The organism is Lysinibacillus sp. NPDC094403, assembly GCF_050278745.1.
Lineage (GTDB): Bacteria > Bacillota > Bacilli > Bacillales_A > Planococcaceae > Lysinibacillus.
On sequence record NZ_JBNNTL010000009.1, the window covers coordinates 90,908 to 117,590 of the forward strand.

Genomic DNA, 26,683 nt, shown 5'->3' on the forward strand with positions numbered 1-26,683 from the left:
CAGCGATTCTCCTGGCATTATCAGCGATTTCTTCACTTTTATCAGCGATTCTCCTGGCTTTATCAGCGATTTCTTCACTTTTATCAGCGATTCTTCTGGCATTATCAGCGATTTCTTCACTTTTATCAGCGATTCTCCTGGCTTTATCAGCGATTTTTTCACTTTTATCAGCGATTCTCCCGGCATTCAAATAAACCAATCGCGGCTGTCTGTCACGCAGCTCAAATTTTCGCGACCATTCCAGAGGTACTGAAAGGACGTGAACTAACAGCCTATATTGCCTGTAAGCCTGAAGTTCAAGTAGCAGGAGCAACGTATATCGATGCTAATCTTCATACAGACGGTAATTTAATTAGTGGTCATGCATGGCCAGATTTACCTGGATTAATGCGCGAATTTATTCAAAAACTAGAAAGCTAATGGAAGGAGGATGCCTGAATTTAGGCATCCTCTAATTTTATGAAGCGGCTTCTTGAAATTCAATCTTTACCACTTTATTCGTATTCGTTACATATTTGATTCTTACATGTACGCCGAATTCCTTATCACTTTGTTTTAGCCAAAGCTTAAATTTCTCGATAGTGGAATCTCCATTAACCTCGCTCCCCTCATGCAAATAATCGAGGATTTTAGCTTGAGGATATTTTGCCTGTGCCTCTTTTATCACTACTTTTCCCCATTGCGCATGGGCTGGTATTTCTTGTTGAGCATAAGCAATTGTTGAGTTGTGTACAGCAAACAATACAAGAAAAATTCCTAGTATTACACAAAATTTTCTCAAGTGTATCAACCTTTCATATTCTTTTGGCATAAAATCGCCAAAACAGCAAAAAATAAGTGCTCCTCAAGTAATTCTCAATCTTCTTAAGGAGCAGCTTTTCGTTATTTTTTACTGGATTGTTTTGGTTGTTGAGGATTGTTATGAATTACTTGATTAAATTCTGCAGAGTATTCTTCACGATCATTTCTTTTATGTGTATCTTCTTTCTTTTTCTTTTTGAAGCTTGTTTTATTCTTTTTTGCCATTACTTAGACCTCCAATATTTTGGTTATTTGTTTTTGTTGGACTGTTGATTTTTCTTATGATTCGTTTTATTATCTTTATTTTTGGCTTTCGCATCAAATTCTGCAGCGAATTCTTCATTTAGATTGTCATTCGGGTTATTGTTATTACTATTTGATTTATCGAGGTCTATTTTTTTGTAGGTATCAAAAGGATTATGCGTTCTAACATTCATTGTTTTATTGTTATTTTTGTTGTTTCCATTGGTGTTTCTATTGCCCACGGATATTCACCTCCTACATGTAATGTGCTCAGGATAGAAGGTTTTATGCTTTGGGGATTACTACAGACATTACTAAAACTTTTGCAGTATAAAAAAATGTACATCACTAATATTAATTAGTAATGTACATTTTATTTAGACAATCGTATATTCAGTTATATTTAACAAAGCACCGACTGCACCTGAAAAACCGTGGTCATTTATAAAGACAGGTGTATGCTTTTTCGTACGTGTATAATTGGCAATAACACGTGCAAGATGATCATTATTACTTAAAGTTGAACCGATATAAACGATATGCTGCGCATTTTTCTCCTCAGCATATTGAATACTAAGTGTAGTAATAACTTCACCTACAAGCCCTTGTACAGTTGCAATAATATCTTCTGTTGGATGTTTGACTGACTCTGTAATACCAACTTTACCAAAATTACTAGCTGTCAAATGCCCATCAATAGGTGTGTCCATCCCTTGATAAATATCCTTTACAAGTAAATCAATTTCTTCTCGATTACCTTTAGAGGCTAATCCTCTTATTTCATTATAATCCGTGATTCCAGTTGTAAGCGCTGACAATCCAATCAATGTTCCTCCGCCAACCCCTGTCCCACCAACACGAATATGTGTATTATCTTCCATATAATGAATTGAAGTACCAGTACCAATATTAGTAATCATACTTCGCTCGAAGAGGTAGCCCTCTTTATGCAACAAATATCGAACGCCCTTCAATGTGGCTTCAAACTCTACTATATAATGAATCGATTTCATTGTTTTAATGACATCAAGTAATTGTTCGGTACGCCCTCCCGTAACACCAATATCCTCAATATCTGGATGGTTAATTATCCAATTCTTCACAGCTAGCAAATCATTTGACGGGAAAGTTGTTAAAACAAGCTCATTATGTTCATCTAGATAAGCAACTTTTGTCAATGTTCCGCCTGCATCAATACCTATAGCCTTTGGCATACCATTCTCCTTTGAATTTACGTACAATCTCAATTTCAGAAGGTGAGATATATACTAGATTTTGCTTTTATTCAAGAGGCGTTTAGAAGCCAGTTGAATAACGTTCATGCCTCCACGATGTCACGGATTTTGCAAGGAGTTATTGTTCCAAAATCCGATGTATTGTATTTCAGTATCGAAAGCAAATCAACAGCTACAATTGTTTACTGCGCGAAAGCAAATCAACAGCTACAATTACTCTAAAAGTGAAGTTGCATTTTGTCCTTCCTAAACTTTAACGCTGTTGAAATAATTGTGCAATAACTTAGCAAACTTTCATGAAAAAAAACACGAGAAATATCAAATTCTTTCTATTATTCACGCGAGTTCCATCGCATTTTTATAACTTTAACATTATTCTACTAAAAAACGAAAGAAGTGAAAACCCATTGTTACATTTTCACTTCAATAACAATTCATACAATTAAGGACTGAATATCCTTCATTAATCACTAATCATTTTGCCATTGCTGCGACCATCCTGAAGCACAACTTTTAATAATTGCAACATTGTTATCTACCCTCTTTTTATCTTTAATCTTTCCCATTCAAAAATAGTTGATTATAAATTGAACAATCTATTTTATCTTTCTTCACTTTTACGATACGATATACTATAGATGTGTTACCATTTGAACGGAGGAATACAAGTGAAAGATCAAAAAAAACTTTATAAAGAAGCGATGCAAGTTTTAAAGGAAACTAGTCGCACTTTTTATATACCTATTACTTTTTTAAAAAATGATTTAAAATTGTCAGTGGCAGCTGCATATTTAGCAATGCGTGCTATAGATGAAATTGAAGACCACGAAGAGCTTTCTAATGATATAAAATTCGATTTACTAACTGCTACAAGCGAATTATTAAAGGATACATTTAATGCCAAATCTTATGAAGCATTATTAGCGCCATATGCAGATCAGCTACCTGAAGTATCTCTTCGTTTAGCAGATTGGCTAACGTTTTGTCCTGAAGGCTCACGTAAAATTGTCCAAGATTCAACGAGTGAAATGGCATTTGGGATGGCAAAATGGGCAAAGGCAAACTGGCAGGTGCATACGCGAGAGGATTTAGATGATTATACATACTACGTAGCAGGGCTTGTTGGGACAATGCTGTCTGAGCTTTGGGCGTGGGGTGCAGACATTAAAACGGATCGCGATTTAGCAATTGGCTATGGTCGAGGTCTCCAAGCAGTTAATATTTTACGCAATCAACATGAGGATATGGATGAGCGCGGAGTAAGTTTCGTTCCTGATGGCTGGACACGCGAGGATTTATTTGCTTATGCGGAGGAAAATCTTGCGAAAGCTGATCTTTACATGAAAGATATTAATAAACGAACGGTATTATTATTCTGTCGATTACCGCTTGCATTAGCCCATAAAACATTGAAGGCGATGCAAGAAGGCCGTGAAAAAATGACTCGGGCAGAGGTTGAGCAAACGGTCGAAGAGGTACAGGCTGACTGATTGGTGCTTTACATTTCTCAAATACCCCATTAAAATACACAACCAATAAAACCCCTGCATGAGAATTTTCTCGTACAGGGGTTACTTTTTTAGGAGCTCTCACTATATCCATAATTTACATTCCCGTATCAAATGAAAAAACTATTTGAATAAAGCTTGTTCAAAATGGAGTTTATCACAAGCGTATTTTTGGTTAACTGTATTCATGAATTACAGTTTTCTGACGGGAACTTGGATTTCAAAGGTGATTTCATTCGGTTTATCCGTAATCGTAATATCGAGATGCATAATTTGTAATGCATCACCAGTAATCTGATAGTTATTTTTGTTAACATAATGAAGTAGTTTTCTTAAACTTTCACTACGACTCGACAGTAATTCTCCATTGTAACGGATACACGCAAATAATCCCCCTGGAATCGTCAATTGATATGTATTTGGAATAACTTCCTTATTCTTTGCGACAATAAAAATTGTAGAAGGTTCTTCAAAACGTCCCAATTTAAGATTCGTCTCTTCGATAATAATGCCCAGTCTATTGGTAGCTAAAATAGGTGTCTTATCTGTAAGCATATTCTCTAAATTCAACACACCATAACAGAGTTCAAAGTTATCATTAATTTTCTCATGCAGAGTAAGTAATCGCCTACTTTTCATTTCACGGAATATGACTTTCTGAAGTTCATTTTCTTTTTCCACCTGTTCCAAGTAGGCGATCTTTTCCCTGATATTTTCTTCCATCTCGTTCAATTCTTTCAGACTTGAAACGAGTTCTTCGTGTTTGGTTCTCATAATATCCAATGATTTACTGAAATTACGTTCATTAAGATATTCCTTTATTTCATCTGTAGTCATCCTAAGTTGCCTTAGTTCTTTTATGGTACCTAGAATTTCATATTGGAAAATGGAATAGTATCGATATCCTGAATGAGGATCGATAAATTGTGGCTTGAACAAGTCGATCCGGTCATAGTGGCGTAATGTCTCCGAAGTCACCCCTCGCAGTTTTGCCATTTCACCGATTGTCAGTTTTTCTTTCAATCAGCATACCTCCTACAAAATTTAAGGACTGCTAAAATTTTTATAGTAGGAATTTAAAACTCACCAAATCTAAAATTGGCATACATGCAACAAACTTCAAAAAACAAGTGATAAGCTGTATCCTCAATTATTTTCCTGCCTACTTCAATTTCTGCAAAAATCTATTAGAACCCTTTTACAGGTGGATTGAATTTTCAGCGAGTCCCTAATTCAAAATATGCAATCTTTTCTGACTATTTGTCAAGTGCAATTCCGATCCCCATCTCCGCTATTAGATAAAAGCCCAAGTAAAGCTTTCAAGTTTTCATGAAAGTTCTTTCAATACTCAGAAGCGCTTCCAAACGGTTAAACAGGTATACTTTACTTCAGTTCAGCAACCATCGTGTTTTGCGTACTATTTTCCTTTTTTGCTAGTCCTCTTGTCTCTTTCTCTTTTAAAACATAGCTGAGCAAATCTAGCATGATGCGAGCCGCTACTTGCTGCGTTATACCGGTAGGATCATAAGGAGGCGCCACTTCGACTAAGTCGAAACCAATCACATCTCCCCGTTTTGCGATACCTTCCAATAATTCGTTTACTTCATCGTAAAGAAGGCCGCCTGGGGAAGGAGTACCAGTCCCCGGTGCGATTGATGGATCCAATCCATCAATATCAATCGTCACATAATATCTTTCTCCAGCTGGTATTTGTTCCAGCACTTCTTCAATCCCCATTTTTCTCATTTGGCGTGGAGATAGAATGACGCTACCATAATCTCTTGCAGCATCAACATCCTCTTTTTTACTGCTGCTAATTCCACGAATACCTAATTGGAATATTTGCTGTACATGATCTAGCTCCGATAAACGGCGGATACAGTTCCCATGGCCATACCGCATTCCTGAACGGTGATCCGCCCAATCTAGATGCGCATCAATCTGAATAACATGAAATGGACCCAATTCTTCCAGTCCTTTTCCTACTGCAGCCGTGATAGAATGATCTCCACCTAGCACTACTGGCATAGCTCCTTTAGAAACAATTTTGCGGATTGCCTCTTCTGTATTTTCATGACATTGCATGAGGTCTCCATGTACCATATCGACATCGCCGCAATCCACTACTTTCCAATCTGGCCCGAGATACGTAATATCATTTTCGATGTCATACGCACCATCTAATCCAAAACTGTAAAGTGTTGAACCTTCCCTGATTCCCCGCGGTCCCATTCTGGCACCTGATTTCCATTGGGTACCCATGTCATTCGGAACCCCAATAACCGCTACATCGGCATCCAGCTGGTCCAAATCTGAGCAAATCGGATATTTCCCAAACGTACATATCCCTGTAAATGGTAAATTTAAAAATTGTTTCTCATCGTGACTAACCATATTATTTCCCCCTACTATTCTTGATTCTCACGTTATGTACACAGGAGCCCTCCAGTGTATCGTGAGATGATTAAGATGAATGTTGCATTTTCATCTCATAAGTAATTTGAAACAATTTCAAATAGTCATCTTTCGATAATTTACGAGAATTTGTAATTGTACATAAATGTTTGAATGCCCCTTCAGCAAGGAATTCGAAATCTTCAGGGTCAACATTATCTAAATCTCGGAATTTCGGAATGCCAATTTTACTTGCGAGTTCATGTAGCAATACAACACCTTCTTGAGCAATTTCCTCTACTGTCTTCCCTTCCGCTTTCGCGCCAAGCTTCACAGCAACCGTCGCATGTTTTTCCGGATTGGAAGGAATATTATATTCAAATACATGAGGAAGGAAGATGGAATTTGCCACTCCATGTGGTGTGTCATATAACCCTCCAAGCGGTTCAGCCATTGCATGCACCGCACCCAGGTCGGCGTGCGTAAATGCCATACCTGCAATCAAACTTCCTACAAGCATATTTTGTCTTGCTTCTAAATCGTTGCCGTTTTCTACAGCGAGTGGAAGATACTTAGCGATAATTTCAATAGCATAAAGACTGAGTGCATCAGAAATCGGTTCAGCAATATTGCTCGTATAAGCTTCTATTGCATGCGTCAATGCATCCATTCCAGTAGCAGCCGTAATCGATTTAGGCAAAGCTAGGGTCAATTCAGGATCTACTATTGCCAGTTTCGGCGCTAATTTTATATCAAGGATTGCTTCTTTCTGTTTAGTGATTGTATCTGTGATGACAGATCCCGTCGTCACCTCACTACCTGTACCCGATGTGGTAGGGATACAAATAAGAGGTGTAATATCGCGCTCCAGCAGATTGAAACCATAGCGATCTTTAAGCTCCCCTTCATGTGTGAAAAGTACCCCAATTGCTTTAGCAGTGTCCATTGAACTTCCACCACCAAGGCCCAATAACAAGTCGATATTTTCGTCTTTGAATTTTTCGTAGGCTTTTACGCAGTCTACATCTTTCGGATTCGGAGTAATTTCATCATAAACAAGGAAAGAAACCCCTTCTTGTTCCAATGAATCTGTTACCCTTTTTAAAATCCCCGTTTGTGCCAGCCCTTTATCCGTAATGATTAGTACTTTATTGCCGCCCAACTCTTTCGCTCTTTTCCCTACATTGTTTACTGTCCCGTTACCAAACTCAATAGAAGTTGGTAAATTGAAATTGAAATCCCAAATCATTAATCATTTCCCCTTTCCTTTTTTCATGACCTTACGTTAGCGAACTTCTTTCACGAGATGTTAATTTTCAAACCAATTCGTCGGACTAACTTCTAAATTGATATTTATTTGCTTCACTTCCGAAAATTCATCCAAACCGAACGTGCCTAACCCACGACCGAGTCCACTTTGCTTATATCCTCCCCATGGAGCTTCGTTGTAAGCAAGATTGTATGCATTAATTGAAGTAATACCTGCTCTAATTTTTTTAATAACGCGTAAAGATTTAGCCCCATCTTGAGAGAACACTCCAGCTGCAAGACCGTACGGCGTATCATTTGCGAGCTCGATCGCCTCCGCTTCATCTTTGAACTTTTGGACAACTAGCACAGGGCCGAATATTTCTTCTTGAACAATTCTCATGTCAGGCGTTGTATCTACAAAGATTGTCGGCTCAACAAAACAGCCATGCTCAAGCCCACCATTTGTAATCCGTTTACCGCCACAAGCTAATTTTGCTCCTTCATCGATGCCGATTTGAATATAATCTAGCACTGAGTTCATATGATCTTCACCGACAAGGGCACCCATTTGAGTCGACGGATCATCACCACGACCTACACGAATTTTTTTCGCTTTACTAATCAAGCTTTCAACGAACTTGTCATGAATGCTTTCTTCAAGAAGTAAACGTGAACCTGAATTACATACTTGGCCCGCATTCACAAATATTCCATAAAGCGCATAATCGACTGCTGTTTCGAAATCTGCGTCAGCGAAGACGATATTCGGCGATTTACCACCTAATTCAAGTGCAACTTTCTTAATATTTCCTGATGCTGCTTTCATGATTGATCTGCCTACCGTTGTACTGCCAGTAAAGGAAACCATATCGACTTTTTCACTTTCAGCCAATTCATTTCCGACAGTTGAACCTCCTCCAGTCACCAAATTTGCAACGCCCGCTGGAATCCCTACTTCTTCAAGAATTTCGAAGAGCTTGAAAGTGGTAATTGGCGTCAACTCTGCTGGCTTGAACACAATCGTATTTCCTGCTGCAAGAGCAGGCGCAATTTTCCAAGCTCCTGTCAATAATGGGAAATTCCAAGGCGCAATCAGACCACATACACCTACAGGCTCACGGACAACAAGCGCTTGTACTGGATCGGCAACTGGATATGTTTGACCGTTTGGTTTTGTGACAAGGCCACCATAATAACGGAAGCAATTCACAGCATCCCCAATATCGAACTCTGCTTCTTTAAGGGGCTTTCCTGTATTCAACATTTCAAGTTCACTCAACTCTGATGCTTTTTCCTCAAGTTTATCTGCAATTTTAAATAAATAGGAGGCTCTTTCGGAAGCCGGTAAGTTTGACCATATTCCTGAATCAAATGCATTTCGCGCTGCATCAATGGCATTTCGCGTTTCTTCTACACTTGCTCTCGGAGCCTCTGCAATCACTTCGTTATTCGCTGGATTGATAATATTACGTTTTTCCATGTTCACAGAATCTGACCATTTACCATTAATAAACATTTTCAAATCTAACATTTTCAAGTTTAGCATTCTAAAAACCCCCTAATTTATTATCCATATTTTATTAAATTCATATTTAGCCTCACCTATAAGTGGGAGGAATTGCATGACGTCTCTATTCCGATTAACTGTCAAAGAACTACATTCCCCAAAATAATCGTTTCGTCATATCATTTTCAAAGTTTACTATCTTTCTTTTTTCCAAAAAAGCTGTTCTCATTTTCGAAATTCAGCCTACCTCACCCCTTTCAATTGCAGATCCTACCTGCAAAATAACACGAGAATCACTCCATGTAAGCCTTTACATTTTTATGTCTTCTATAAGAACATTTTCAGGAATAATCTCCTTATCGAAACTGAATTCAGGCAATCCCTGCCTGAAAAACTTTGTCATATAAATTAAATACCCAATGCCAATTGCCATCCAGATGCCTCCAAGAATCAATGCATCCAACTCTAAGTGAGACCATAGCCAAAGCGTAAATCCTGCTCCAATTAGTGGCATAACCAGATAACGCATGTATTCGGTGAAAGTAGACCGCTTACGATTCCGAATAAAATAATGAGCAATGACAGACAAGTTAACTGACGCGAAGGCAATAAGTGCTCCAAAGTTAATAAACTTAATGACTTGGTCGAGTGTCAGCACAATACCGAGTAATGAAATGAAACCGATTACAATAATTCCTGTTGACGGTGTTTTATAACGGGAATGAATATGGCCAAACACTTTTTTAGGCAGTACGGAATCTCGTCCCATTGCATACAGTACACGGGATGCGCTTGTAGTCGCAGCAACACCGGAAGAGAAATTCCCTAAAATTACTGCTGTCACAAATAAAGATTTGAACAAATTCCCGCCGACCAAATAGACAACTTCCATTGCTGCAGAATCTGGATTTTCAAATGCAAAGCCAGGATGAACCAATTGTGCCAAATAGGCTGATCCGATATAGAGGACACCCATTATCAGCAACATGACGATAATCGCTCTTGGTATTGTTTTTTCAGGATTAATTGTTTCTTCAGACAACGTAGTAAGGGAGTCGAAGCCAAGAAAACTGAAACAAAGAATGGACGCTCCTGCCAAAATTACAGGCAAATCAATGTCTGCATTGAACAAAGGTTGGATAGAGAAAAGTGTACCTGCCCCTTCACCTGCCAATAAACTTTTGATGGTCATAATCCAGAAGATGAAAACAAATACGACTTGTGCAATCACAAAAATCTTACCAGTGGATGCAGTGAACTTAACACCCAAGATACTAGGTATTACAATAGTTGCAGTTAAGAGGATAATCCACAGGGCGTGAGGGACTCCAGGGAACATGGCATTTAAAAAAACAGTAGACATTAAACAAGTGACCATTGGTGTTAACATATAATCCAACATGATTGTCCAACCGATAAGAAACCCAAGTTGTGGATTAATTGATTTTTGTGTGAATGTATAAGCAGAACCGGCAATTGGAAATGCTTTTGCCATCTTTCCATAACTAAATGCGGTAAACATGATTGCGAGAAATGCAATGATATAAGCCCCCATGATGACACCTTGGGAAGTGACGGTTGCGATTCCATAAGTATTGAAGAATACCATTGGGTTATTCCATGCAATCCCTAAAAATACAACTTGAGACAAAGTCAGTGTTCGCATTAATGTTTGTCGTTCTATAATAACTCCCCCATCCGTTGACATAATTAGAATCTTCTGAAGATTCTCTTTTATTAATAATGAATATAAAGGTTTTTGTTACACAAAGGTCAATAGCTAGATTAAGATTTTCTGTAATGAAAAAACATCCATAGGAATATCGTAAAATGCATCAATTTGGACACTGAAAGTAAGAATTCTTTCGAGAAAAAGCTACATATACGACGAAGGTTGCTTTTATAAGCATCACTGTTGACAGCAAAAAACTCTCCAAAAAATTCTTCATAAATGCTCTCTTTTAAGCTTCACTCTCGCTTCACAAAAGAATTAATAATTGAAAAAAAAATACTCCCCTTAGATAAACAGATTTTTTCATCTGCCTACCTAATGGGGAGCATCTCACTCTCTTATTGGGTTTCTTTACTTATATTGTATCAATAAACTTAACAATAATTTCATAGCTAAAAAAGACTGAAAGCATTGTTAACAACATAAACACTACCTTTTCAACTTTACTACCTGTTTTTGTAGTAAGTGGTAGACGCACCGCAATAGATACTGGGAAAAAGAGCTTAACACCCTTCTTCGTCCCCATATCAAGAACAACGTGGCTTGCCATCCCTAATAAAATACCTAGTGTAATGGATTCGTAAGGTATAAATGTATGTAGTAGCATCCCAACCAAAAATAAAAAAAGCAAACTATGTGTAAAGGAACGATGTCCAAACAGCGAATTTACCGTTTTTGAAATGATGGGAAACTTCCTCCCGATTTTGCTACCACCATGGCAAATATCTGGAAGTAACGCACCGATAACGCCTGCCCCTACTAAAACAAGCGGATTATCATTAGAAATTTGTGCAAAGGCAAGGCTTGCAGTTATGCCCCCAATAATATGTGTATTCCCTTGCATATTTACTTCCACTCCTAAACGTCTCTATTTTTTTATCCTTCTTAATTTAACACAACCCACCCGGAAAGGGAACATATATTCCGAACACACAGTCCCTTTTTTACTATCAAAGACAATTCTTTTTTTAATGTCTACTCGGTTGGAGATAATTGTTATATGTTAATAACTCTTATATAAAACAAAAATATCAGAAACATTTCAGGTTCTTATTGTATATGTAAGATGATTAGAGATAAAAATGTGTAATGGAGGTTATTTATGAAATCTATCAAAGGTATTTTATTTATCATACTAATAATGAGTAGTAGCGCTTTACTGTGGTATTTTGCTACACCTATAGAGCCTATCCAAGCAGTTAACAGACTTAGTCATATCATTGGAGGCATGGCCATTACAGGCTTCTTTCTTGTCTTTTTATTAGCAACAAGAATGAAAATTTTTGAGCGTTGGTTTCATGGACTAGAAAATGTTTATTTTTATCATAAATATTTAGCTATATTTTCACTATTATTGGTGATTTTGCATGGGCAATTACAAGGTCTGGTCCCCCACTTGGATAAAGTACAAAAGACGTCATTCAGCGAATTTGCAAAAGAACTGGGATCACTTGGCCAATATGGTTTCATAGCACTAATTTTGATTGCGCTTTTGGCTAAATTCCTAAAATATGAGCACTGGCGAATCTTTCATCGGTTATTGCTTATCCCTTATGCATTTGGAATTTATCATGCCTATTTTTCAAGTAGATATGATTTATTACAGCCTACACCTTTAGGAATTTTTACAGCAATAACTGCGACTATTGGATTTATGTCTGCATTATATATGTTGACGATGTATCAGGATATGTTCTTTAAATATAACGGTAACATTACGGGTATCAAAAAATTTGGATCCAGTGTTATTGAACTGGAGCTAACACTTGATAAAAAAATACCATATCAATATGGACAATTTATTTTTATAAAGATTTTTCAAGATGGATTAGAAAAGGCGCCTCATCCCTTCTCAATTTCAGGTGGCGATGGGAAAAAAGTATTTATCACTATTAAAGCGCTTGGTGATTTCACAAAAAAAGTATATGATACAGTCCAACTGAATACACCAATCTCACTTGATGGTCCATATGGTCATTTAAACTTTGAAAATGGGACACAACAACAAGTTTGGATAGCAGGTGGCATAGGCATTACTCCATTTTTATCTTATTTGCAATCACAGCCCGTCAATCGTGATATTGAGTTATTTTACACTTATCATGGTCAAGACAATGCTATCTATAAAAAATTTTTACAGGAGTACGCAAAAACTAATCAACAATTCAGAGTGAACTTTATTGATACTACTCAGGTGGACAGGCTTTCATTTGAAAATTTTTCAGTGCCCGCGCATACAGGTATTTTTATGTGTGGCCCTGAAAAAATGCTAAAACATTTTGCCAAGCAATTGAAATCCCACAATCAAGATATAAGCATTGACTTCGAAGCATTTAAATTTAAGTAATAATGAGGCTTTAATACAATCATTTACAATACGCAAATCAAAACTCTCTAATTCGAGCAATTTACTTGGAATTTCAAAAACTATATCGTATAGTAATCTCATCATAAATAAAGGAGTTTTTTTAACGATGACTACAACAAAAAGTTATTTAAAAAAAGTTATGCTAGAACGTAAATCTGTTCGTAAATATGAGGCAAATTATAAAATTCCTCAAGCTGAATTGGAGGAATTACTTATAGAGGCAACAACCGCTCCATCATCAAGCAATTTACAACCTTGGCGCTTTTTAGTAATACAAGATGATGCAGTAAAAAAAGAACTACGTTTAATTGCTAATAACCAGGAGCAAGTTGAAACTGCGTCTGCCATCATTGCGGTATTAGGCGATACTGAAATGTACAATAATGTAGAGGAAGTCTATACAAAAAACTTCGAGCTTGGCTATATGGATGAAGCAACAAAAAATATGATGATTGAAAATTCATTAAAGATTTATTCAAACCTTCCTAAAGAAGTTCTAAAAAATATAGCTACATTTGATGCGGGCTTAGTTTCTATGCAAATCATGCTTTTAGCAAAAGATATGGGCTATGATACAGTTACAATGGGTGGCTTCAATAAAGAAGCTTTTGCAATGCGCTTTGAATTAACAGAAAATCTAGTGCCAATTGTCTTAATCGCCATCGGAAAAGCAGCATCTCCAGCTTATGGTTCATCTCGTTTAGCGCTAAATAACATTGCAAAATTCATTTAATCGAGAGATAAAGACTGTACAAAATGTTCGTTTTAGAATAAATATGATACACTAAATATAGAATAAAAAAGACTGGATGCGTCAACATCCAGTCAAAGCAACAATCATGCCGCAACATAGCGGCTGACCAAGTTAAAGTTGGAGAAATAGTTACCTTACTTAGCCGGCGAGGTGGCTATTTCTTTTTATTTTGAGAGACAATAATACTAAGCATCAGAGTAAGTACTGCAATTAGCAAAAGGCTACACTGTACAATCAAACTAAATGCTTCAAATACTGTCATTGGTTATCTTAAGTAAAGTGTATATAACAAGTAATAAACCCTATAAAATCAACTGCATTTTTTATTATATACTTTAAACATCTAATACATAATTGAAAAAACTCTACTGCCGATTCAGCCTTAAAAGCCATCCTCTTTTATTAACCATGGAGGATGATTTTTTTATTATCGTATCCCATTCTTGAAGAGAGAAGATTTGAACTAACTCTTGTTAGTAATAAGAAAAAGCTATCCTCAAAGAGATAGCTTTTCTTCAACTAAATCAATTGTTTTTTTTGCTCCTTGTTCAACTAAGGCACCCCGTTAGTTTAAGTGCATTCCTTCACAAACTACAACATTGGGATACATTTAAAATACAACAGGTTAGAGAATCTGAATTTTTATCCCTTCAATTGAAAAACTATTGGTTCAAGTCAATACACCTTTCACAGATTAAGATTCTAATTCCTTAATATCCTCTATCAGCATTTCAACATGCTCTTCTTTTGTAGCCCAACTAGTACAAAATCTAACAACACTGTGTATAGGATCGACTTTTTCCCAAAACGTAAAAGAATATTTTTTGGACAATTTCTCTAACACATCATTAGGCAAGATGGGAAACTGTTGGTTTGTTTTGGAATCATATCGTAATGAAAATCCTTTTTCAACAAACGCCTCTCGAATCATCATTGCCATTTCTACGGCATGAGTAGAAATTTCATAGTATAAGCCATCTTCAAACAAGGTTTCAAACTGAATCCCTAATAATCTCCCCTTAGCTAACATTCCGCCCTTTTGCTTGATCAAATACCGAAAATCTTTTTTAAGGTTTTCATTTATGATAACTACGGCTTCCCCAAACAATGCTCCAATTTTCGTTCCACCGATATAGAACACATCACAAAGTCGGGCAATATCTGCTAAGGATAAATCGCTGTCTTTTGAAGCTAGACCATATCCCAATCGGGCGCCATCCAATACTAACGGCAAATCACATTCCCTACAAACTTTGCTCAATTCCTCCAACTCAGATTTACTATAAGTTGTCCCATTCTCGGTAGGGTGCGAAATGTAAACCAAGCCTGGCTGAACCGTATGCTCATGAGCGCCATCATTCCAATGAGTATAAAATAATTCTTTTACCTGTGCGGCTTGAATTTTTCCATCATCACTCGGCAAAGTAAGAACTTTATGACCAGTGGCTTCAATAGCTCCCGTTTCATGTACAGCAATATGGCCCGTAATTGCAGCAACTGCACCTTGATGCGGACGTAATATGGAAGAGATAATCGTAGTATTGGTTTGTGTTCCTCCAACTAAAAAGTGGATTTCTGCATTCTCTACATCACACGCATTTCTAATATAATTTCTGGCTTTTTCACAGTATTCATCCATACCATAGCCAGGTGTCTGCTCTTCATTGGTCTCCATTATTCGTTGCAGAATGCGCTTATGAGCACCTTCTGCATAATCATTTTCAAATCGTATCATCCATATTTCCTCCGAACCTATTGTATTTATTCTGAATCATCTCTTTACGTTTTGAACAATATAAGTTAATAGGTCATATTGATTATCTTGAATAGTAATTGTTAATCTCTGGCTCATTCTATTTTTTTCAACTGAAGCTGTATACTGACGATGAAAAAATGCATTTCCAAAAGATGAGGTTTCTTCATCTGTAAAGAGTAATGAATACATTGTAGTTCCTTCTTTCAACGGATATGCCATCTAGTTGTAGTGTGCCGAAAAAAAGTGAGGTAAACAAAAAATAACTCCAAAATCAACTTTTATCTTATATTTTGGAGTTACTTTACATTTACTTATATACAGAATTGGTACAAATCATATATGTAAATCAAAAGGCTTCCAATCGTAATGTTGGGAGCCTTTACTCATAACAAAAGTTGATTGCTTTTTGAAGTCGAGAGATCCCTTCAGTAATATCATTTATATCTACTTTCCCATATGACAGACGAATATAACCATCTTTTGCACCGAAAATACTGCCAGGCATAAAGGCAACTTGTTGTTTTAAACCTTGAATAGTGAGTTGTTTTTCTTGTATAGGTTGTGTTAATTTTCCCCATATGTAAATACCACCTGTCGGCATGGGGAATGAGAGTTCCTCCTGTAGGGAGCATTGTAATGCGTCTACCAATACATTTCTTTTTTGTAATAATTTAGATTGCAGCTGTTGTAAATGTGTTTCAAATGGAACTGTTTCAAAAAATTGTTGCATAATCCATTGCGGAAAGATACTTAAGCCTAATTCCATTTGGTGTCTTGCATCTGATAATCGTTCAATAACGGACTGAGGAGCAACGAGCCAGCCGATTCGCAATCCTGGTGCTATCAGTTTTGACAGAGAATGAACATAAATGACTGTTCCGTTTGTATCGATTGATTTTAAAGTTGAACATGTTTGTTCTTTATTTTCTAATGTTAATAAACTAGAAGGGTCATCTTCGACAATCGGAATTCGTAAATCGGCACATAAAGATAGAAGTGTTTCTCTTCTTTTTGGATGAAGGAGTGTCCCTGTTGGATTTTGATAATTGGGATTTAAGAAAATCATTTTAATACGGTGCTTTCGATAAAGTTCATGTACATCATCTGGATGAATGCCATGTTCATCAACAGGTAATGGGAAAATACGAATGCCAGCCGATTGAAAAAGAGGTAAGGAATAACAATGCGACGGACTTTCAAATGCTACTGCATCGCCTGGATTTAATAAACATTGCACAATAAGGTGCAGTGCTTGTTGGGCACCGGAAGTAATCATAATCGATTGTTCGGTTGCATCAATTTGTAAATGCTCCTTCATATACTTAGCTACAATTTTTCGTAAAGGAAGATATCCTTGTGGGTGATCATAGCTTAACGATTGCGTTAGTGGTTGTTGATGTAAAATTGCTTGTAATTGCTGATGTGGAAATAAATCACATCCAAGTTCACCATTTGCAAAATCAATGATATTTTCATTTTGCTGAACTTCCTCACGAATGTAGCGAAGGAGTGGTAAGTTAGGTAAAAATGTCCCACCTTCCACAAAACCGCTCCAATTCGGTGCGAATTTTGGCGATACACCCCACATCTGTGTACTGACCCTTGTTCCTTTTCCAGTTGTACTCTCAACAATTCCCATTGCACGTAGTTCATTATAGGCTGTTGTAATTGTACTTCGATTTACTTGAAGTTGTTCTGCTAGCTTGCGTTCTGAAGGGAGAAAACTTCCTGGTGGAAGCTCTCCGTACATAATACGCCTTTCAATATAATCAACAACTTGTAGATAAATCGGAATTTTACTATCTAGATCTAACTTCAATTGTAACGTCTCCTTGTTCCTTCATTCTTACCATTATAGCAAATTGGCTGTGTAAAAAAACAGTAAATTGGCTGGTGTTACAGGGGGCCAATTTCACTATACTAAATGTGTGAAGGAGAGATTTGGATGAAACAAAGGCAAATGGAATGGCTCCTAATGTCAGTTGCTTTAGTATGGGGAGCAAACTATTCCATAGGAAAATATGGAGTGGCATATATGTCATCCATTCAATTTAATAGTATGCGATTTTTAATTGCATCACCAATTTTGCTATTTATTACCTTTATTATGGAACGTTCATTACATATAGAGAGGAAAGACTGGTTGAGACTTTTGGTGGTTGGTATTGTTGGGACAACATTATATCAAACGCTTTTTATGCTTTCAGTAAAATATACTTCTGCGACGAACGCTTCATTACTAATTGCGATGTCACCAATCTTTACAGGGATTTTAGCTATATTGCATAAACAAGAACGTTTTTCTCTGAAAATACAAATCGGATCTATGCTTTCTTTTGGAGGAGCAGCACTTGTACTATTAACTGGGCATACGAACCAATCTGCATATGAATATGCATGGTTTGGAAATATAATTGGATTGGTTGCGTCAATCGCATGGGGCTGGTATCCAATCCTTGCTCAGCCGCTAATTACGAAATATTCTGCGATGCGAGTAACCGCTTGGTCAACGTTATTAGGAATTGTCCCGCTTGTTTTATACTGCTTAATAAATGTAGACTCCTTAACATTGCCGTCTGATATGCTAAGTTGGGGATCGTTAGGATATTCTATTGTATGTGCAACAATTTTCGGACTAGCAATGTGGTACGTTGGAATTAGTAAAATTGGTTCAACAAAAGTAATGGTTTATATGTATCTTGTTCCACTATTTGCTGTTATATTTGCTGCTGTAACGATAGGCGAACAGGTGAATATCATGCAATTGTTTGGTGGACTTGTTATTTTCGCTGGGTTATATGTTGTGAAAAAAGGAGCAGTGATAAACCCAGCGCTCAATTTAAAAAAGGTAAGTTAGTATGAAAAGTGACCACGTCCTAAGAGTGGTCATTTTTGTTTACAAAACAAGTTTGCTTGCTTCATGGCTCGCGTTTGAAAAGGTGTCTAACTCAAATTCTTCTTTTACAATAGCCGCTAGCTCATCAATTGATTTACGTAAATCTGTTGCCCCTTGTGCAAGATATACTTTTTCAATTACGATTTCTGATATCATTCCTCCACATGTAGTATGTAAGGAGATTACCTAATTGCTTATTTACAAATTGTGGGTGGGGAATATTTGACCTTACTTTTAATTCCCCCGTCTATATCTTTATTTATCTATGTACTTTTACTTAGTACTACATACGTTTTCACAAGGTTTAATGTTACATGCTTGTTCAAGTATTCTGCTCCGTTAGCAGAAAAAAGAGCCGTCTGTGCAGCTCAATGATCTTCATGTAAAACCTATGTTAGTAAAACTAATTAATTTAGTTGTAGGTCACTCTCTTTTTATTCAACACTAACATCAAAAACAAAAGTTTGTTTTCCTTCAGACCATATTGTTTTAAGTTGATAAATATAATATCCACTTTCCAATGGCATCATAATTTCATTATCTTTCACTTCAACAAGATCAGTTGTACCATCTTCATTCAGTTTAGATACCGTAATTGAAGAAGGGTTTGTATCAATTTCAAATTTAAATATAGTGCTTTTTTCAACTTCTAGTGTATCGAAATGTTCAGCTATCTCGTTTATATCGGAAGAATGTTTACTACTAAATTCAACTTTGTCTTCTTTCTGCTCATAATCACTTAGAATCATTGTATATTGTTCACCATTCACAATCACTTTGCCTTCTAGTTGACTAAGAGGATCGTTTAGCGATTTATTGCATCCAGTCAAAATAATAACAATCAATATGGATAAAATTAATTTATTCATTTTATTACTTTCCTTTATTAGATTTTTACTTTCGCTCCGTCTTTTCATTTAAGTATATTATTTCGTGATTCCCTTTTTATTTTAGCACATATATCCAATGAATTTATTGGATGTTGTTAAAGTAAACTGCTTCGTTAGTTCAATAAAAAAAAGAGCTGCATATGCAACTCAATGATCTTCAAGAAAAGCACTACGTTAGTTTAATAAGAACAGCGACGCTTATTCAACAATCGCGCCCGATTGTTGAATAAACAACTGCATAATGTCTACGTATTGTTCAATAAACTACATCAACGAAAAAAGGTTTGTCTGAATATTATTGGGCTTTCTTTAAAAGAGTTGTATTTTTAAGTGGCTTTATCTTCAACTCAATATTGGCTTTGGTCGTTTATTCGGATTGAAAATCTAATTATGAAACTATCTTCTACTTTCTTCGTATATTAACTAAGTCAACTAATTCTCGAGGTGATAATAATGTACGAATACCATTTCGTTAAAGTGGAACTAAATGCTTGGGGTAGTAAACCAAAAGAAGATTATCAAAATATAATTCACCAATACGCATCTGACGGATGGAGATTGGTTCAAATTTTTGCTCCTTCAACTAAAGGATATGGTTCCGCAGCCTATTTTGAATTAATTTTCGAGAGACCCCTTAATTAGATTTGAGGGGTATTTCTATTTTTAGGAACATAATGTAGAATTCTGTTTACTTAAACTCATCAGCTTTTTATCACTGAACGGTTTTGTTCTAATGTGCCTCATTTTTTGCATTATTTTTTATTAGACATTAATAATCTAATTTATTTTTACAGCAAATGCTCATTCTTTTTGTGATTTCTTATTGAACAAACCTGCACCGTTAGTTCAATAAAGAAAAAAGAGCTGCATATGCAACTCAATGATCTTCAAGAAAAGCACCCCGTTAGCCATCCATGTCGTGAAAAATTAACACTACACCACAGAAAATGAAAGATGATTACGTTCTTTCATGGGAGTTAAGTAAGAAATACTGAAATGGATACAACAAATAGAAACACTATTAAAAGAAAGGGAACTAAAGCCTTTCTTATCTCTTCTGAGTTTTCAGCTTTGTTAATCTTCTTTCTGTAATCAATCCAACTACCAATCAATACAATCGAAATTATTATTACATATGGAAGTTCTTCCAAAATGAATCCCCCCTTAACCCCGTGTATTGAAAAAACTATTCAACTAACCTACCAGTTAGTTGTACAAAAAAAGGTGCTGCTAATTGAAGTACCTTTTAGTTTGCTAATTAATTGTCTATTTAACCTGCGATTTTGCTTTTTGTACTTCAAAACAGAACCCGTTACGCGTTGCTTCTTCTTCTGAGTACGTATTTGTTCTAATTGTTCATAGGATACATCGTACATTTGTAAAGCAGTGTGTACTAATTCTAAAATATCCGTAAGTTCCTCAATAGCCTCTTTTGGTGAGGCTGCCTCCAGAAATTCTAATGCCTCTTCTTGCATTTTCACTTTTATTTCTTCTAAATGTTCTCCTTGTTCTAACACTCTTATGCTACATGTTTTACCCTCTGCTTCTATTATTTGTGGAATCAGATCACGTACTAATTTATTGTATACTGGCATGCCTACTGTCCCCTTTAAACATACGATTATTTACTGTTTTTCTACTGAATCGTTTGAATATGTCGTTTTTTGATTTCATCGGATACTTGCATTTGAAGCACAAGCTTATTGTATATTGCTTGAAGACCATCTTGTGAGAAAAGCTGTTTTGCAGTTTGCTTTTGTGTTTGGATATAAAGCCAACGTATACTCTTCTTTCTCTTAATTTTTTTACTTAATATAAACAAAAGTAATTCCTAAAAACTATTAAACCAATATCACAGTGGATATTTTTGTAATTATTAAACTTAATATAGCTCATCACCATAATGTGTGTTTGATTTCCGTTACTAAAAGATTACTCTAATTTTTGCAGGATTGAATTCTTTCCAATATTATTTGAAACCAAAGTAAACTAGTTTGCCAATTCAAATTTTTTACGATTCAATCAACCTCCGTCAAAATTTTATCATCTCAGCAATATATATATATTGAAATAGTATAAATATATCATTAACATTAAATACCGGATATTTTTAACTGTAGATTTATGACTTTAGTATTGTTATTATAAAAAAGTATTTTTTTAGAAAGGAGGTTTTCTTATGTACGATTCTAATTATTACGATGATTTCGATCCGGCATTTGGTGGTTTATTTCTCATTATTATGTTAATTTGCCTTGTGATGAGTATTGCAAGCTATGTTATTAGTTCACTCATTTATTATAAGGCATCTAAAATAAATGGTTTTAGCGATTTAGCTTATATTTCTTGGATTCCAATTGTTAACGTTTATAGCCTTTTCTTATTAACGTCAAAGGGTAAAAATGATGAAACCGTTCGTGCAACAGCGAAAAAGAATGTTATTATTTACGCTGTATTATTACTTGTTTCATTTATTCCGTTTCTAGGTATTATTGCTACTTTAGGTCTTTTTGGATTTACTTTGTATTTCACATATCGCCTCTTCTATCGTTGGACTGGTGAAACTGGCAAAGCTGTACTTTATACTATTTTATCGCTAATTACATTCGGACTATTCTATTATATCTACGGCTTAATGAAAATGAATAAACCTTTCGTTGCATAGTACATATGCAAGTACAAATACCTCTTTACACCTTTTAGAGGTTAAAGAGGTTTTTCACTTATTCATCATATAGCGTGTCTCCTAGACTTTTGAAAAGATCTCACTTTAAGCAATACATAATAACAAAACAAAATTTTCCAGGCTGATGACATCTCCTTTATCAAAAGTACTTTTAATTGCATTAATAACATTTTCACTAAATACTTCTTTACCATCTACATACGTAAGGTTATGTTTAATATTTTAAGAGCCACTCATTTCAACTGAAATGCCACTCCGTTTTGGATAAGTTAGATTATTAGTTTATATGAGCTAATTTCATTAAATATAGAATTTTGGGTAATTTAAGTAATTTTGACTCTCACCCTCCCCAATTATCCGCACTTGTCTATTTATCTTTATAACTCTCATCATAAGCTATCTTAATTGCAATTCATTTTTCCAGATGCAAAAGGAGAGGGTGTAAAAACTTAAATGAATCTAATAAATGAGATTAACCAAAAAACACAACAAATCATTAAAAATCTAATGCAAGACCAATATAATGATGGTTCGTGGAGATATTGTTTTGAAAGTGGACCAATGACCGATGCAAATATGATTATCATGTTAAGAGTATTAGATTATGATGATGAGAATCTTATAAAGAAACTTGTTGCACGTCTACTTCAGCAACAACAAAATAACGGTGCTTGGAAGCTTTACGATGATGAAAAAGGCAATTTATCTGCAACGATTGAAGCATATACAGCTCTTTTATTTTCTGGACATTTGAATAAGGATGATCCGTCGATGAAATTAAGTGAACAATTTATTGTGGAGAATGGAGGACTTGAAAAAAGTCATATTTCTACGAAGTGTTTACTAGCTATTACCAACTTATACCCTTGGCCAAGACTATTTCCTATCCCACTTAGTATCATGAATATACCAAAGTTTCTAACATTTAATTTTTTTCATTTTAGCTCATACGTACAAGCACACTTTCTTCCTATTTTAATATTAGGACACGATAAATTTGTAGTTACTAATAAATGGACGCCTGATTTACAGCATTTATTTTTATCTCAAAAGAAATATAAAGCACTTAAAAAGGATAAAAGATGGTTTAATTTATTTAAAAAGATATTGCCTACTTATAAAGAATCTACGAGGCTAAAAGCTGAACAACATATAAATAATTGCATTGAAAAGGATGGGACATTATATAGTTACTCAAGTTCTACATTTTTTATGATTTATGCACTACTTTCTCTAGGTTATAAAAAATCTTCTCCTATTATTCAAAATGCTATTGGAGGTATTAGATCTTTTATATACGAAAAAGGAGATGTTTTTCATATTCAAAACTCTCCTTCGACTGTTTGGGACACTGCGCTAATTTCTTATTCCTTACAAGAATCGGGTCTTACCATTAAGGATCCAGCTATCCAATTAGCTTCGAACTTCTTATTGGAATTACAACAAAAACACTCTAATAAAGGATGGGGTTTTTCAGAAAGCAACTCCATTAATCCTGATGTTGATGATACACAAGCGGTATTAAGGGCGCTTTCTAATTTTACATGTAGTCATTCTGAATTTCGTATGGCATGGAATTCGGGAGTTAATTGGTTATTAACCATGCAAAACAATGATGGCGGCTGGGGAGCATTCAATAAAAATAGTCCTTCATACATTAAATGGCTTTTCCCCATACAGAGTTTTGAAGACACTGCTATAGATCCTTCTGCTGCTGACATCACCGGCAGAACATTGGAATTTCTAGGGAATCATTTAAATTTGACTATGCAGCATCCTCGTGTATTGAACAGTGTAAAATGGCTAATAAAGAATCAAACTAATAATGGTTCATGGTACGGACGTTGGGGGATATCTTACATTTATGGAACATGGGCCGCTGTCACAGGCTTAAAAGCAGTTGGGGTTTCATCTGATCATCCAACTATTCAGAAAGCAAAAGATTGGTTGTTAAATATAAGACAATCTGACGGAGGCTGGGGTGAATCATGCCAGAGTGATTTTCATAGAGAATATATTCCTTTGCCCTATTCTACACTAGTGCAAACTTGTTGGGCGGTTGATGCTTTAATTTCTATCTCTGAGTTTCCTACAAAAGAAATCACAGAAGGAATTATAAGAATTTTAGAATGGCAAAATACAGAAACTAATCGGACCACTTATCCTACAGGTGCAGGTTTACCAGGACACTTTTATATACACTATCACAGCTATCAATACGTATGGCCTTTGGTTACATTGAGCCATTACTTAAAAAAATACAATTAGTTCATTATTGGAGTTTTTTTTAAAATAGTTAATCTATCTATCCCCCTCCTTTTTCATTTCATATACTATATTGTTCCTATCTTTATTTCTGTAATTTACTTTTATTTGAAAGGAGGTTTTGTCAATGGCCAATATTGATCCTAATTTAATGCGTGTTTTCCGACAAAGAATTAGAAACCCCCAATGTTTCGGTCGTGTATGCGGAGCTCTTAGATCATGTAACTATCATCAGTTAAGAAGTCCCGCAGGTGCATACGGTCTTGTTGATCGTCTATCTGAATGCTGTGGAGTACCTATAACAAGAGCTCAGAGAGATAATGCAGCAAACTGGCTTATGAATTGTGGAGTTGATCCTCTAAACACAGCTCATCGAAGAAGGATGTGGGGTATTGTTAGGGGAGGTTTGTGGTAAACCGAAACACTTTTAAAACTATTAATCAAAATAATCTTTTTTCATAAAATTATCAATCACTAATGTACGAATTTTTCACTTTTCATAACCAAGAAGCGTATCTGGGAAACTAATGAATTACCATCTTAGGCAAAAATTTATTGCTCCCAAATCAGATATATTATATTAGAAAAGACGTTTATTCACATTAGAGTAAACGTCTAATTTTATTTAATAAGTTATATTATCAAGTCATTTTTATGCTACAAGTGTATCAATAGCGTCCTTCTCTTTTGTAACTAAATGATTTGTTGCAAGGCTTACTACAATAGCTACTGCAAAGTTAATAATAACAGCAATCATTCCAGTGCTGATGTCATTAATGACGTGCGGGATGTTCGGGAAAAAGTCAATTAGTTTATGTGATGTTATAGCACCATAAAGTACGATTCCTACACCGGTAAAAATCCCTGCCATTGCACCGATTTTGTTAAGAATGCGATTTTTATAGAAACTAAATAGGAGTGCTGGAACAAGTTGTGTTATTAAACTATATGACATAATGTTTAAGATTGCTAGTGCATCCCCTCCAGTAATCGTGAAGATGAATGCAACCATTATTATAGCAAACACAAACATTTTTGAAGCAAATAACTGTTGGCGATCTGTTGCCTTTGGTTTCACAAGCTTGTAAAATCCAGTCATTAATCCAATGGAAGCAGACATTAACATAACAGATGCGGGTACTAAAGCTGTTAATAACCCAGCAGCACCGACAACACCTACTATCCAAGGATCAAATGTTTGAATCGTTAATCGGAGTAATGATAAATCTCCTTCAGCCCCTTTTAATCCTGGAATCTCTATAATGGCTGCAAAACCAATGAAAAATGCAAATAAGAGTAATAGAGTGTATAAAGGTAAGGTAATGGCATTTTTCTTCAATGCTTTTGCACTCTTAGATGATAATATTACTGAAAAGGAGTTTGGTAATAAATAGAATCCGAATGCATTTAATATAATGGTTGAGACAAACCAAGAAATACTTAATCCAGAACTTGCAAGAGTTAAGCTTTCCGGTTTTATTTTCTCTACAGCTTCAAATAGAGGTTGTACGCCTCCAAAATAATGGTACGGAATATAAATCCCTAAAAATGCAATGACTCCTAGTATCATGATATCCTTTAATACGGCTGTCCAAGCAGAGCCATGGATACCTGAAATGGTAACATAAATTGTAATAATTATGGCACCAATAGTACTAGCCATAATTGGACTAATCCCTCCATAGGAAGCCTCCGAAACAATAATACCTAACCCTTTTAATTGTATAACTATATATGGAATCAATGCGATAGCACCCAAAAATGATACAACAAATCCTAATATCGGACTTTTATAGTGGGAAGCAAAATATTCTGGTTGAGAAATAATGTGGTGATCTTTAGCATAATTCCAAATTTTCGGTGCAATCCAATAAGATAAAACATATGCTAAACAAATATATGCAGGCACATAAAAAGCAGCGGCTCCATTCGAATAAGCCCAACCACTACCACCAAGGAATGTAAAGGTAGTATAAACTTCTCCTGCAATTAGTAGGAAAATGAATAATGTACCAAAGCCCTTATTACCAACAGCAAATTCATTGACATTCATTTTTTTTCCATGTGTTGCTCTGATACCAAGGAAAAGAGCAATCAATGCAAATGCAAAAATAATCAGTAATGCTATATTCATTATTCATCGCCTCCTTGGTTTTCAGGATCCAATTTATACACAATCGCTAACACTAATGACGATAAAATCATCCATAAGATAATCCAGAACAGGAGAAACGGTAAACCAACAATATAAGGCTGTATTTTATTTGCAAAGGGCAAACATAAGCACATTCCAATAAACGGTATCACCAATAACAGTTTAATGTTTTTCATATAAGCCTCCTTTGAATTCCCTCTTTATCGTACGAAAAAGTAGTGTAACCCTCAGTTTAACGAGAA

General features: G+C 35.6%; 29 protein-coding genes and 1 pseudogene. 9 read left to right on the forward strand and 21 right to left on the reverse strand.

Going from position 1 to position 26,683, the window contains the following annotated elements; genetic code table 11:
• A partial coding sequence (locus ACQKMV_RS14885; protein ID WP_427504952.1) for a hypothetical protein occupies positions 1-199 on the reverse strand: 199 nt, incomplete at its 3' end.
• Here ACQKMV_RS14885 and ACQKMV_RS14890 point away from each other — a divergent pair.
• A pseudogene (locus ACQKMV_RS14890) lies at positions 187-420 on the forward strand (DJ-1/PfpI family protein); the annotation flags it as partial. The gene ACQKMV_RS14885 and the pseudogene ACQKMV_RS14890 overlap by 13 nt on opposite strands.
• Positions 421-457: 37 nt before the next feature.
• Here the strand turns inward: ACQKMV_RS14890 and ACQKMV_RS14895 are convergent.
• From ACQKMV_RS14895 to coaW, 4 genes are all read right to left on the reverse strand, one after another.
• Complete coding sequence (locus ACQKMV_RS14895; protein WP_427504884.1) at positions 458-811, reverse strand: DUF3889 domain-containing protein; 354 nt, start codon at positions 809-811, stop codon at positions 458-460.
• 71 nt (positions 812-882) lie between these two features.
• The gene (locus ACQKMV_RS14900) at positions 883-1,026 is read right to left on the reverse strand and encodes a hypothetical protein (RefSeq protein ID WP_323656514.1); all 144 of its coding nucleotides are present in this window, start codon (positions 1,024-1,026) and stop codon (positions 883-885) included.
• A 23-nt stretch (positions 1,027-1,049) separates the two neighbouring features.
• Positions 1,050-1,286 carry a hypothetical protein gene (locus ACQKMV_RS14905; protein WP_425492685.1) on the reverse strand — a complete coding sequence of 79 codons (237 nt, stop codon included), beginning with the start codon at positions 1,284-1,286 and terminating at the stop codon, positions 1,050-1,052.
• Between the two features lie 135 nt (positions 1,287-1,421).
• Complete coding sequence (coaW, locus tag ACQKMV_RS14910; protein WP_427504886.1) at positions 1,422-2,258, reverse strand: type II pantothenate kinase; 837 nt, start codon at positions 2,256-2,258, stop codon at positions 1,422-1,424.
• Positions 2,259-2,947: 689 nt separating this feature from the next.
• On the opposite strand from coaW, the gene ACQKMV_RS14915 reads away from it, so the two are divergent.
• Positions 2,948-3,769, forward strand: a complete 822-nt coding sequence (locus ACQKMV_RS14915; protein ID WP_427504887.1) for a squalene/phytoene synthase family protein — start codon at positions 2,948-2,950, stop codon at positions 3,767-3,769.
• A gap of 210 nt (positions 3,770-3,979) precedes the next feature.
• On the opposite strand, the gene ACQKMV_RS14920 is transcribed toward ACQKMV_RS14915, so the two are convergent.
• From ACQKMV_RS14920 to ACQKMV_RS14945, 6 genes are all read right to left on the reverse strand, one after another.
• On the reverse strand, positions 3,980-4,810 hold the full coding sequence (locus ACQKMV_RS14920) for a MerR family transcriptional regulator (RefSeq protein WP_427504888.1): 831 nt from the start codon (positions 4,808-4,810) through the stop codon (positions 3,980-3,982).
• 360 nt (positions 4,811-5,170) lie between these two features.
• Positions 5,171-6,181 (reverse strand): agmatinase, encoded by a 1,011-nt coding sequence (speB, locus tag ACQKMV_RS14925; RefSeq protein ID WP_427504890.1) that lies wholly within the window; start codon positions 6,179-6,181, stop codon positions 5,171-5,173.
• A gap of 70 nt (positions 6,182-6,251) precedes the next feature.
• A complete protein-coding gene (locus ACQKMV_RS14930; protein WP_427504891.1) occupies positions 6,252-7,430 on the reverse strand; it encodes an iron-containing alcohol dehydrogenase in 1,179 nt (392 codons plus the stop codon).
• Positions 7,431-7,490: 60 nt separating this feature from the next.
• Entirely contained in the window at positions 7,491-8,963 is a 1,473-nt protein-coding gene (locus ACQKMV_RS14935) for an aldehyde dehydrogenase family protein (protein ID WP_427504948.1), read from the reverse strand.
• A gap of 286 nt (positions 8,964-9,249) precedes the next feature.
• On the reverse strand, positions 9,250-10,647 hold the full coding sequence (locus tag ACQKMV_RS14940) for an APC family permease (RefSeq protein WP_427504892.1): 1,398 nt from the start codon (positions 10,645-10,647) through the stop codon (positions 9,250-9,252).
• Positions 10,648-11,026: 379 nt separating this feature from the next.
• Positions 11,027-11,515, reverse strand: a complete 489-nt coding sequence (locus ACQKMV_RS14945) for a metal-dependent hydrolase (protein ID WP_427424465.1) — start codon at positions 11,513-11,515, stop codon at positions 11,027-11,029.
• 258 nt (positions 11,516-11,773) lie between these two features.
• Between ACQKMV_RS14945 and ACQKMV_RS14950 the strand changes: the two genes are divergently transcribed.
• Together ACQKMV_RS14950 and ACQKMV_RS14955 are read left to right on the forward strand one after the other, a co-directional pair.
• On the forward strand, positions 11,774-13,018 hold the full coding sequence (locus ACQKMV_RS14950; RefSeq protein ID WP_427504894.1) for a ferredoxin reductase family protein: 1,245 nt from the start codon (positions 11,774-11,776) through the stop codon (positions 13,016-13,018).
• 127 nt (positions 13,019-13,145) lie between these two features.
• Positions 13,146-13,772 (forward strand): nitroreductase family protein, encoded by a 627-nt coding sequence (locus tag ACQKMV_RS14955; RefSeq protein WP_427504895.1) that lies wholly within the window; start codon positions 13,146-13,148, stop codon positions 13,770-13,772.
• A gap of 175 nt (positions 13,773-13,947) precedes the next feature.
• Here the strand turns inward: ACQKMV_RS14955 and ACQKMV_RS14960 are convergent, their stop codons facing one another.
• The 4 genes from ACQKMV_RS14960 to ACQKMV_RS14975 form a co-directional block, all read right to left on the reverse strand.
• Positions 13,948-14,055 carry a putative holin-like toxin gene (locus tag ACQKMV_RS14960; RefSeq protein WP_220443510.1) on the reverse strand — a complete coding sequence of 36 codons (108 nt, stop codon included), beginning with the start codon at positions 14,053-14,055 and terminating at the stop codon, positions 13,948-13,950.
• 432 nt (positions 14,056-14,487) lie between these two features.
• Entirely contained in the window at positions 14,488-15,528 is a 1,041-nt protein-coding gene (locus ACQKMV_RS14965) for a threonine aldolase family protein (protein ID WP_427504896.1), read from the reverse strand.
• Between the two features lie 36 nt (positions 15,529-15,564).
• Positions 15,565-15,756 carry a hypothetical protein gene (locus ACQKMV_RS14970; RefSeq protein ID WP_427504898.1) on the reverse strand — a complete coding sequence of 64 codons (192 nt, stop codon included), beginning with the start codon at positions 15,754-15,756 and terminating at the stop codon, positions 15,565-15,567.
• A gap of 172 nt (positions 15,757-15,928) precedes the next feature.
• Complete coding sequence (locus ACQKMV_RS14975) at positions 15,929-17,368, reverse strand: PLP-dependent aminotransferase family protein (RefSeq protein WP_427504899.1); 1,440 nt, start codon at positions 17,366-17,368, stop codon at positions 15,929-15,931.
• A gap of 126 nt (positions 17,369-17,494) precedes the next feature.
• Between ACQKMV_RS14975 and ACQKMV_RS14980 the strand changes: the two genes are divergently transcribed.
• Positions 17,495-18,406, forward strand: a complete 912-nt coding sequence (locus ACQKMV_RS14980; RefSeq protein ID WP_427504900.1) for a DMT family transporter — start codon at positions 17,495-17,497, stop codon at positions 18,404-18,406.
• 39 nt (positions 18,407-18,445) lie between these two features.
• Here ACQKMV_RS14980 and tnpB read toward each other — a convergent pair whose 3' ends face one another.
• Complete coding sequence (gene tnpB, locus ACQKMV_RS14985) at positions 18,446-18,601, reverse strand: IS66 family insertion sequence element accessory protein TnpB (RefSeq protein WP_268639446.1); 156 nt, start codon at positions 18,599-18,601, stop codon at positions 18,446-18,448.
• A gap of 278 nt (positions 18,602-18,879) precedes the next feature.
• A complete protein-coding gene (locus ACQKMV_RS14990; protein ID WP_427504902.1) occupies positions 18,880-19,314 on the reverse strand; it encodes a hypothetical protein in 435 nt (144 codons plus the stop codon).
• Positions 19,315-19,788: 474 nt separating this feature from the next.
• On the opposite strand from ACQKMV_RS14990, the gene ACQKMV_RS14995 reads away from it, so the two are divergent.
• Positions 19,789-19,977 carry a DUF4177 domain-containing protein gene (locus ACQKMV_RS14995; RefSeq protein ID WP_402991471.1) on the forward strand — a complete coding sequence of 63 codons (189 nt, stop codon included), beginning with the start codon at positions 19,789-19,791 and terminating at the stop codon, positions 19,975-19,977.
• 335 nt (positions 19,978-20,312) lie between these two features.
• Here ACQKMV_RS14995 and ACQKMV_RS15000 read toward each other — a convergent pair whose 3' ends face one another.
• Both ACQKMV_RS15000 and ACQKMV_RS15005 read right to left on the reverse strand, forming a co-directional pair.
• The gene (locus ACQKMV_RS15000) at positions 20,313-20,486 is read right to left on the reverse strand and encodes a hypothetical protein (RefSeq protein ID WP_427504903.1); all 174 of its coding nucleotides are present in this window, start codon (positions 20,484-20,486) and stop codon (positions 20,313-20,315) included.
• Positions 20,487-20,534: 48 nt separating this feature from the next.
• Positions 20,535-20,930 (reverse strand): nucleoside triphosphate pyrophosphohydrolase, encoded by a 396-nt coding sequence (locus tag ACQKMV_RS15005; RefSeq protein WP_427504904.1) that lies wholly within the window; start codon positions 20,928-20,930, stop codon positions 20,535-20,537.
• A 584-nt stretch (positions 20,931-21,514) separates the two neighbouring features.
• Between ACQKMV_RS15005 and ACQKMV_RS15010 the strand changes: the two genes are divergently transcribed.
• The 3 genes from ACQKMV_RS15010 (at position 21,515) to ACQKMV_RS15020 (ending at position 24,701) form a co-directional block, all read left to right on the forward strand.
• Complete coding sequence (locus ACQKMV_RS15010; RefSeq protein ID WP_427504905.1) at positions 21,515-22,000, forward strand: hypothetical protein; 486 nt, start codon at positions 21,515-21,517, stop codon at positions 21,998-22,000.
• A 474-nt stretch (positions 22,001-22,474) separates the two neighbouring features.
• Positions 22,475-24,289 (forward strand): terpene cyclase/mutase family protein, encoded by a 1,815-nt coding sequence (locus ACQKMV_RS15015; protein WP_427504907.1) that lies wholly within the window; start codon positions 22,475-22,477, stop codon positions 24,287-24,289.
• Between the two features lie 124 nt (positions 24,290-24,413).
• Positions 24,414-24,701, forward strand: a complete 288-nt coding sequence (locus tag ACQKMV_RS15020) for a hypothetical protein (protein ID WP_427504908.1) — start codon at positions 24,414-24,416, stop codon at positions 24,699-24,701.
• Positions 24,702-24,938: 237 nt separating this feature from the next.
• Here ACQKMV_RS15020 and ACQKMV_RS15025 read toward each other — a convergent pair whose 3' ends face one another.
• Together ACQKMV_RS15025 and ACQKMV_RS15030 are read right to left on the reverse strand one after the other, a co-directional pair.
• Entirely contained in the window at positions 24,939-26,420 is a 1,482-nt protein-coding gene (locus ACQKMV_RS15025) for a sodium:solute symporter family protein (RefSeq protein ID WP_427504910.1), read from the reverse strand.
• Complete coding sequence (locus ACQKMV_RS15030) at positions 26,420-26,617, reverse strand: DUF3311 domain-containing protein (RefSeq protein WP_427504911.1); 198 nt, start codon at positions 26,615-26,617, stop codon at positions 26,420-26,422. Before ACQKMV_RS15030 ends, ACQKMV_RS15025 begins: the two co-directional genes overlap by 1 nt.
• Between the last annotated feature and the right edge of the window lie 66 nt (positions 26,618-26,683).